Annotated in this window: 6 protein-coding genes; 1 reads left to right on the forward strand and 5 read right to left on the reverse strand. The window is 44.3% G+C overall.

Annotation, left to right across the window (positions count from 1 at the left end; all coding sequences use genetic code 11):
• Positions 1-120 precede the first annotated feature (120 nt).
• Positions 121-1,335 (forward strand): L-serine ammonia-lyase, iron-sulfur-dependent, subunit alpha, encoded by a 1,215-nt coding sequence (locus A3GG_RS0105815; protein WP_026215667.1) that lies wholly within the window; start codon positions 121-123, stop codon positions 1,333-1,335.
• Between the two features lie 119 nt (positions 1,336-1,454).
• Here A3GG_RS0105815 and A3GG_RS0105820 read toward each other — a convergent pair whose 3' ends face one another.
• The 5 genes from A3GG_RS0105820 to A3GG_RS11980 all read right to left on the reverse strand — a co-directional run bounded on the left by A3GG_RS0105820 (position 1,455) and on the right by A3GG_RS11980 (position 9,596).
• Positions 1,455-4,580 carry a DUF4906 domain-containing protein gene (locus tag A3GG_RS0105820; protein ID WP_018358380.1) on the reverse strand — a complete coding sequence of 1,042 codons (3,126 nt, stop codon included), beginning with the start codon at positions 4,578-4,580 and terminating at the stop codon, positions 1,455-1,457.
• A 9-nt stretch (positions 4,581-4,589) separates the two neighbouring features.
• Complete coding sequence (locus A3GG_RS0105825; protein ID WP_156808688.1) at positions 4,590-5,807, reverse strand: hypothetical protein; 1,218 nt, start codon at positions 5,805-5,807, stop codon at positions 4,590-4,592.
• Positions 5,808-5,831: 24 nt separating this feature from the next.
• On the reverse strand, positions 5,832-6,821 hold the full coding sequence (locus A3GG_RS0105830; protein ID WP_018358382.1) for a FimB/Mfa2 family fimbrial subunit: 990 nt from the start codon (positions 6,819-6,821) through the stop codon (positions 5,832-5,834).
• 141 nt (positions 6,822-6,962) lie between these two features.
• Entirely contained in the window at positions 6,963-8,435 is a 1,473-nt protein-coding gene (locus A3GG_RS0105835) for an Mfa1 family fimbria major subunit (protein WP_033408472.1), read from the reverse strand.
• A gap of 45 nt (positions 8,436-8,480) precedes the next feature.
• On the reverse strand, positions 8,481-9,596 hold the full coding sequence (locus A3GG_RS11980; protein ID WP_051074817.1) for an OmpA family protein: 1,116 nt from the start codon (positions 9,594-9,596) through the stop codon (positions 8,481-8,483).
• Positions 9,597-9,614 lie beyond the last annotated feature (18 nt).

Genomic DNA, 9,614 nt, shown 5'->3' on the forward strand with positions numbered 1-9,614 from the left:
TTTATACACATAATCCAATACACCCCAACAATAGACCACCCATAGAGGTTATAACCCTATTAGTAATCCAATTATTTGGTACCTTTGTAACAAGTGTTCAGTATTTGAATGGTAAGAAAGATGGAAACAATCAAAACAATATATAAAATAGGTCACGGTCCCTCCAGTAGTCATACAATGGCGCCTCGAAGAGCAGCAGAAATGTTTGCTAAGAGGTTTAGCGGAAGCCGACCAAATGGATTTAGGGTTCACCTATATGGTTCTCTTGCCGCTACGGGCAAAGGGCACATGACAGATGTCGCTATCTTGGATGTGCTTGAGAAAATTGCCCCTACTAAGGTGCTATGGGAGCCAACAATTGTACCCGAATTTCATACCAATGGTCTACTATTCGAAGCGATTGGAGAGGGAGATAAGGTTATCGACTCATGGGAAGTATACAGCATAGGTGGCGGTTCGCTTGCCAATAAAGACTTCGACGAGAGCCGCAATGCAAAGATCTATCCGCACTCTACTCTAGTAGAGATTATGAACTATTGCTACCAAGAGCATATCACCTACTGGGAATACGTAGAGCGCTTTGATGATCCATCGGTATGGAGTCATCTAGCGGACGTATGGCAGGTAATGAGATCCGCAGTGGAGAGAGGTCTAGTAGCTGAGGGCATATTGCCTGGAGGGCTTAATCTGCGTCGCAAAGCTGGGGAATATTTGATTCGTGCCAAGGGGTACAATAGTAATGTGAGTACCCGAGGATTGGTATACGCCTATGCTCTTGCTGTATCGGAGGAGAATGCTGCCGGAAATATTGTGGTCACAGCGCCTACTTGTGGTTCCTCAGGAGTCATGCCTGCTGTGCTCTACCACCTTCAGACCTCCAGGGATTTTCCCGATCGTATGATACATAGAGCGCTCGCAACGGCTGGACTATTTGGTAATATCGCTCGTACCAACGCCTCTATATCAGGTGCCGAAGTGGGTTGCCAAGGAGAGGTAGGCGTAGCATGCTCTATGGCAGCAGCAGCAGCCAACCAACTTTTTGGAGGAAGCCTCAATCAGATAGAGTACGCAGCTGAGATGGGACTAGAGCATCACCTGGGACTGACCTGCGACCCTATTTGTGGATTAGTACAGATACCTTGTATAGAGCGAAACGCTTTTGCCGCTGCCCGTGCCCTTGATAGCAACACCTACTCTACGCTCTCCAATGGATTCCACAGGGTCAACTTTGATCAAGTTGTCGAGGTGATGAAGCAAACCGGCCATGATCTCCCAAGCCTATATAAAGAGACCTCGGAGGGCGGACTCGCTACAAACTATTGTGTCTTCCCATAATCACAGCGACATATAACAAAAAGGGCTAACTCTACGTGCAGAGTTAGCCCTTTTATATTGATTGTTATCTTGCAGATAAGCCATCAAATGAAATCATGGTAGCGCCCTAAAGATATCAATTATTGAAGATAATCCCTCACACATCGGAGTTTAAAACCTGGGATAGGAGAAGTAGGTTGAGAATGCTGATCCTGAAAAGAATTTCTCTGTCTCTGCAATGCCACACCACGATCAGTCCCAATAAAGGCTCTAGGATCATTTGCGAGATCTGTTCCAGCAGCATTTGAGTAAAATGTGGATGACCAGACTTGAAGAGGTTTTGCCAAATACTGTTTGTCAACAGCACCATTATAATAGTCTTGAGAGGCATATGTCCCCACCAACTTATACTGAGCCATGAGTTGAAGCTCTCTCTGATTAGGCACACGCCATGTCCCTCTATCTCTACCATCAGGATCCTCAGTATACGAAGAACATCCTGATACGTTGTTCCTCTCATTCCATTTAAATCCCTTATTAATCCCATTCATATAAGTACAAAAACCCTTAGCAACCTGAAACTTAGAAGCAGCACGATTGAAAGGGCTTCGCTCTGAGTGTGGAGGATACTCTCCTGTCAGCCTGTCAGTGTTAACATCTCTATATATATTAGGATCTATAGTGCCATTAGTAAGGACACTAATAACTCTATTTGATGAATCAAAATGCGAAGGAGATGATACCACTTTGTCTGGTGTGTTTGAACGATTCAATGCCCTTACACATCGATTAGAATGATTGCGGGATTCCAACTTCGACCAAGCCATACTATTACTCAGATTACTGGTACTACAACCCTCCTCAGCCCACAGCACTTGCAAATTATTTCTCCAGTCAATATCGCTAGTCCTATCAGTAACAGAACTCGAAAGATAGTGCACATAACTCTTACGTCCCGCTTGTTTATAAAAACTTGGCTCTCGATACATTTGATCCTCTCTATTGAGAGCTCCAGACACCTGCCAAATATCAGTCAACTGATCCACAGCTGGCATGTACCATCTAACCTCATCTTTATCAATATAACCATTGCCATTAAGGTCTCTATTACGTGAGAGACAGGCATACCTTGCTTTATTGTATGAAGGTATAGTTTTGGAAGGGAGACTACTCTTCTTATCTTTAGATCCATCTTCAACCAATTGATACGTCCCCCATCCCTCAGAGTACATGCCGTCCTTTAACCGATTAACAGCATCAGCCTCTACAATCTGGTGCGGATTAATATAATTCGACCACTTCCTCGATTTAGGCTGATATTTACTCGTTGACCAATACTTCTCTTCTCTTGGATTTTCTCTAGATAGTCCATGGTTCCTATAACCATATCCATACGTTAATCCCCATGCCATCACAGAATTAAACCATCCATCATTAGGAGAATTTCCAACAGGTTTTCTGAATCCTTTTCCTGTTCCATCTTCTATACCAATCCAATCGTAATAGGTCGGTTTATCATCAAAATCAAACTCTACACCAACGCTCTCGTCGAGGGTTTCGAAGCCCAACGCCTCCGACACACCTGATGGGTATCCTGTCTTAATTGATTTCTGCCAAATCCCATAGCGAGTTTCACTATACTCCGACTTTGTATCATGGCTTATGTAGTTTTTTCCACCTACGAGCAATATCATAGATCGGTCGGGCTTATTCACGAAGTCCCAAAAGTCCTTATCCTCGTAGTAGTATTCATTTACAAATACCGTAAAGTATACATACTCACCATCCCCTTCACGCACAAATGGGATACGATTCAAGTTGCTCTTCAGATACTCAAACATTTGATGCACGTCTCTCAAATCACGGTGCCCACGTCCAGGATAAGCAGCTACTTGAGAATAGGCAGTAATAGGATTGAGATAAAATTCCACCCAATTGATGTCTTTAGGTCCAAAGGGAGTATTGACAATATAAAGCTTACTTAAGTCTTGCTCATTTTCAAAGACTGCCTTCAAAGCATTCTTTTCGAACTTCATCACAAACTGCACAAAGTGAGAGTCAAAAGACAACTTTCGAGGACCATTGGAGACCTGTCCCTCAGCACCAGTGGCTGGCTCTTTAGTATGATCTGTCGCCTTAGCCTCCACAATAATATCATCCACCCCCTTCACCGTGATATCATATTGATAAAAGGTATTGCGCTTGCAATTAAAGTCGGCAGCATTACCATTAATATACCCGAGATGAATAGTGTACTTCACATAGGCAATCGTTTCAGTACCATCAGCTTCACTCTTTTGATACCTACCAGTAAGCACCACATACGTACCATTATCAGGAGCATTCACCCAAGCACCATTCTCCACCTTGCCATTCCCCAAGTCTTGCTTTTCTTGGAGCTCTCTGGCCTTATAATTAGCTGGAGTATTCTTGGCTGGCTTGATATTTTCAAGCTGATAGTAGACAAATGAATTGGCCGCTTCACCCCCCTCAGCATCACCCTCAAACACCTTTGGAGTAGCGATATCAAAGAAGTCCGCCGCATCATTTACACCGCCATACGAGAGGGAAGAAGGAAAGACCGAAACCCTCTTAGGCACACGGTGTACCGTCCAAGACTGAGGCGTAAAGCTAATACCCGCCTCAGCTTTGATAGTAAATTGCACCTTCGCAGCTACACGCACCAACTCCACATCTACCGTGCTATTCGCCGCTGGGGCAGAGCCCAGCTCCGTTACTCCCGACATCAATAGTCGCCCATTGATACGAGAAACCGTCTCATTAGAGATCTGGGCAAAGAGAGACTTCAGACTGTTTTCGTCTTTTACTTCTTCTTGATCGCTCAGTTTTGCCCGTGTAATATCCAATATCGAGGGTGTGAACTCATCACCAACATTGGCTATAGCATAAATCTTTCTAAGTGCAGAGGTAGTAGAGACCTCTACAGTACCTTCTGTGGGGCCGCTGGAATTTCCTCCATACTCCTTCTTATTCTGCAAGTCGGTGTAATTGTAGAAAATTCGGTTGAGAATATTGCCATCACCATCCACCATAAAGAGGTAAAGGTTGTGCACCTTATGCTCCTCATAGCCGGTAATGGCAGCCCTCAAAGGCTGCTCCTCTATTGCCAAGGCGGCTGAGTAGTTGACGCTAATTTTCCAATCTTCTGTATCTCCAGTGAGCTCTCCATCACGCATATTAACGCACGAAGAACCGATGGTCACCAAAGCTAAAAAGGACAATATATAGGTAAAGTAAACTCTCATATATCTCACTTATTCAAAAGGTATTTCAATCTTCCGGACATCCCAAGGCTTCACCACATAGTGCACCTTAATATCCAAGTCAGAAATCAATTCTGGCACAGTAATATCAAACTGATACTCATGATTCCGAATAATATTAAAGTTGGGGATATTATCGTGGTTCTGCCCATAAGCTATCTCAAAGTAATCATACTCACCCAACTCATTAGAGATAATAGGGATATTATATGATGAGCCATCCTTCATAACAATCGTGAGGTAACAGATGCTCCCTTTGCCAGGACTCCTTTTATAGGAATCCCAGTACAAGTTTGGGCCAGAAACACCCAAAATATTTTCAGGAATATACATTTGTGCTTGGTAAGTACCACGTTCAAAAGCCTCTTCATCGGCCACTTTAAACTCCCTTCTGATCAGTTGACCCTCTGGGAAATTTGATGGACTACACTCCATATAGCTGTGTACAGGCTTTATGTTTTGCATCACCACCCTCTCAACCCCATCTGCACCCTCGATGATACGTATGCTCACCTTTGCTGCAGTACGAATCAAGTTCACAGTTTCTTGCTCTTCGCCTGTTTCTTTTTTGGTGGGGTAGCTACTAATAGGCATGAGCGATCCATTTCCCTTGCTCTTTGGCAGAAACAGCTGAGGTTCTTCCCTCGTTGTTGCTTGTGCCGCCCACACCATATTATTCTCGTAGATTCGAGACATCGGGAAGTAATAGTCTTTCCCTGCCCCATCATAGAGCTCAAGCCCTCTATCACGACTTCTAAAAGGCTCTATCTCTCGCAAGGTTTGCTTCAAATCATCATAAGTCTTTATCCCCAATAGAGTATTTCCCCACGACACAGGGAAATTGGCAATAAAGCAGAAGTGAAACTTCTTTATCTTCCCCTGCGCGAGAGGTATTCCCAACACAAAATCGCTATTATAGACGAATGAAGCCTTCACCAGCTCGCCTGTAGTGGCATCGTAGACCAGCACAGCAAGTCGTGCCACATAATCCTCAAGATCCGTATGATCACTATTTACAGATAGCTCATCACCCTGAGCTCGTGTATTACTATCCCCTGGCATCTTAATCCCCGACATCACAAACCTCAAGTAGGTAGTATACTTATCGGACGATGAGCTAGGTGATTCTTCACGTTTGCAACCCACCGATAATACCGTCATCAGCAGGGTTACCAGCAGTGCTACTGTATGATATTTATTGGACATCATAGTTTGCTCTTATTACAAGACACCTTAATATCTATTGGCCAACTCCACCGCAAAGGAGTGGATGACATAGTTATTGACAAGGATGTTGATAACAAGTTGGTGGTTACTACACTCCTTGCACTTATCTTCGATCTCCAATACCACATTGAAGTCATGTGTACACTCCAGATTTACATTGGGATTCTCTAGCAATACCTTGCCTACGAGGTCCTGCTTGAAATAGACCTTATCCTCCTTAGTATTGTACACGCTCAGGACATTATTATAGCCACTCTTCAGCTCCATCAGAGTATAGGCTAGCCTTACCGAGCTCTCATTGCGAGAGACCTCTGTCCCAGGGTAAGTAAGTTGTGCCGCCCCTAGAGGCATCCTCCCATTGATAAGAGAGGTACCATTGGCGGATGATATCGTAATCTTAAAGTCATCAATATCTAGCTCTTCACAAACACTCTCGTGGAGCTTTAACTCCAGATTGAGTCGATTGGTAACTTCAAGCATGTTGATAGCAACTTCGTCAAACACCGAACCAAACTCCTTGCGGTCGGGTAGCGATACCACCTTGCTCTCGCCACGCCACACTTGGTGACCATCGAGTGCCAAAGCGTTGCCATCCTTGGAGCGAAGGGTGAGCATCACCTCCTCCTTAGTTGTCTTACCCACAATATATTCATTGAGGGAAAAATACTTATCTGTACCACCTGCCCAAGCGATGAAGGAGTATTGCCCTTTCTCCACTGGCGGCAGCTCTACTTTATAGGCCTTCACGAGATCCACCATACCCGCCACACGCTCTATCTTTACCAGCTTATCATGGAGGTCAAAAGCAAATACATGCAATCCATCTACCTCACCCACAGCTGTAGGCTCATCCATACAAGGGGTCTGGTGATAAAAGCTGATATACACACCTTGAGGACACTCTTCAAGATCCTCATAGATGTACTTGTCACAGCCTGAAAAAAGGAATACCATGAGGGCTGATAGCACTAGCGTAATTGAAGATACTCTCATCATAAAAAACCTATTTGATTGAAATAGCAAATAAAGTAAAGCTATAGGGGCACCCACCACGGTACCACCAGTGAGCAACGAAATACGATGCCCCTATAGCAAATGAATAACTAGCTTTCGTTCCTTAGCTAAGGAAGTAAATAATTAGTAGCGGTTACTTACATCAACACTGTAGCTATGGATAGTCCAAGGCAACACCTTAATAGAAACTGATAGATAAGTCTTATCGGTCTCTGGATCATCATTAGGAATAATTGGGTTCTCTGGATTGTCTGGGTTATTTGGATCATCTGGATTCAAAGGATTATTAGGCACGCCAATCTCCTTGAAACCATTGATATGAGCATGATAAACCTGATTGCGTACTGTAGGTGACTCGGTGATCTTCTTATCTGGATCGCTGTAAGCCACATTAGGATTCAACCAAAGTACATACTTCATCACACCAGCCTTGTATTCGGTAGCTTGCTGACCCTTAGCTTCAGCCAAAGCACGAGTCTTGTAGAACTTACCATCCGACATACCCAAGAACACATTTTGATCAGCAACACCAGCCTCCTCTGCATCATTCTCACCGTATACCTTATCTACAGTAAACTTACAAGTGAGCTCGAAGTAGGTCATATTACCCTTCTTGTATTTACCAGTTTCATGGGTTACAGGAAGCACAAACTTGCTGAACTTCTCTGCTCCAAGGGCTGTATGAACAGCATCTTTATCATAGCTAATAGCTTGTAGTTGCTGTGGATCATTAAGGTCAGAGTAATCAAAGTAAGTTTTGTTATTGGTACTCCAATCTGTTCCTGTAGGCACAAAGCTATATACTGGCTCTGGAGTCGTCCAATCAGCCTTATGCATATTGTAAAACTTAAGGTTGCTCTGTCCTACAGCATACTTAATATCAGTGATAGTGATGGTGCTGATCTCTTTACCATTGCTATTCTTAACCTTAATAGTCTCCTTTAGGTCAGCAGCTTTGGTCATAATCGCACGAGATACCACACGGCTCACCACAATGTCAGCACGGTTCTTTGTACCATCAATAGCCTCTTTCATAGTTGCCTTATCAACCGTGATTGCTGCAGCCTCCTTGTCGTTAGTCATCATAACGATCTCCTTACCACCATTATAGGTAGCCACATCAGCAATAGAAGCTACAGTAAGCTCCAACTTCTTAAACTCAGCATCGAAGTCATCCCAATCTACAGTTTTCAACCGATCATAAGTAAGGTCATTAACGTCATTAATAACTGCATAAGCCTTTACCTTCTCGCCTTCTGTTGCCTTCACAGCAAGAGTAGGCTTCAAAAAGCCATCTTGAATACCCTCAAATGAACCCTCATTGAAAGTTGAGAAATCAACCCTTTGCTTAGTTTCATTAACCAGGTAGACGGTAATCTTCTTAATCTTGTCACGACCCTTCCACTCATCGAACTTCTTGTTATGATCATCTGGAAGAGCACGCATTCCCTCTACTCCCGAGAAGGCGATACGAACGCCCACATAAGTATCTAGTTGGCTGTCTGTTGAGTCTGGAGTGTTACCTCTCTCGTTATTACAAGAAGCGAAACCCAGTGCAAGGGCGATAGCCATCCCCATTGAAAGAAATTTCTTCATACTTTTTGTTTTGTTAATTATTAAACTACTATATGTTGTTACTACTTATTTGCTCACCTGCTCAAGTTCCTTGAGGTTATGTGCTGCTTCCACCGTATCTCCAGCAGCAACAGCCTTATTGAAGCAGTCAATCGCACGCGCAGTGTCACCCAGCTTAGCGTAGGCTACACCCATATTATTGAGTGCAGCAGCGTTATTGCTGAGCTTACTCAGACGGTCGATAGCTGCCTGATAGTTACCACCTTCTATATCCGCTGCGCTCGCATTGATGATAGCAACCGGCTCATTGGGATAGAGACGTGCCGCAATATCAAACACCTCCTTAAACTCCTTACTCTCCGCCGAATAACTCTTAGCGACGAGATACATCTCGTTTAGGCTCAAGAGCTTTGGATTGGTCTTGATAACCTCCCTTGCCTCATCCACACTAAAGGGGCGCACCTTATAGGCTATCACATACTCGGTACGACGGAGTGGTGGATAGTAGACTTTCAGGAGCTCGCTGTAGGTCTTACTGTCATCGATAGCCCTTAGTTTGGCGTCACGAGCATCAGGATTGGATGTAGTTGCAATCACATCAAGCACCTGAGACTTGGTTGAAAGAGAGGACTTGCTCACCGCCTCCTCTAGTCCCTTCCAGTCTTCTCCATGACCTGCCACCNTNAACTGGCTCTTCTGTACCCCATGTGCTGAGACAAGATACTCGGCAAAAGCATTGGCTCGACGACCGGCAAGCGCACGATTACTCTCAAAGTCCCCCTCAGGAGAAGCGTAACCCTCGATAGAGAACTCTGTAATGGTGAGATCCTTATTTTTCACCACNTCACTCACCACTTTATCTACACGAGCAAACTCTGATGCATTATTCTTATAGTCACGGATAAGGTCGTGCTTAGCCACCACGAAGTTGAAAGTGGCAGTATGCCTATCGGCACGTACCTTCACGGGCTCTACCTCCGGTGTAATATAAGAGAGTACAAAGACAGGTTCCTTGACAAAGGGCGTCAGAAGCACTTTCGCATCCTCATGCACAAAGCAATCGGCACATCCATGTACCACCTCCACAAATACTAGCTCTGCCTCAGACATATAGCTCTCAAAAGGCATACGCTGACTATAGGTAATGGACTGCTTACTCCCATTTTTGCGCATAAAGTCCATCTTGGGATCCACCTGCCA

Origin of the sequence: Porphyromonas levii DSM 23370 (assembly GCF_000379925.1) — a bacterium.
GTDB classification, from domain to species: Bacteria; Bacteroidota; Bacteroidia; order Bacteroidales; family Porphyromonadaceae; genus Porphyromonas_A; species Porphyromonas_A levii.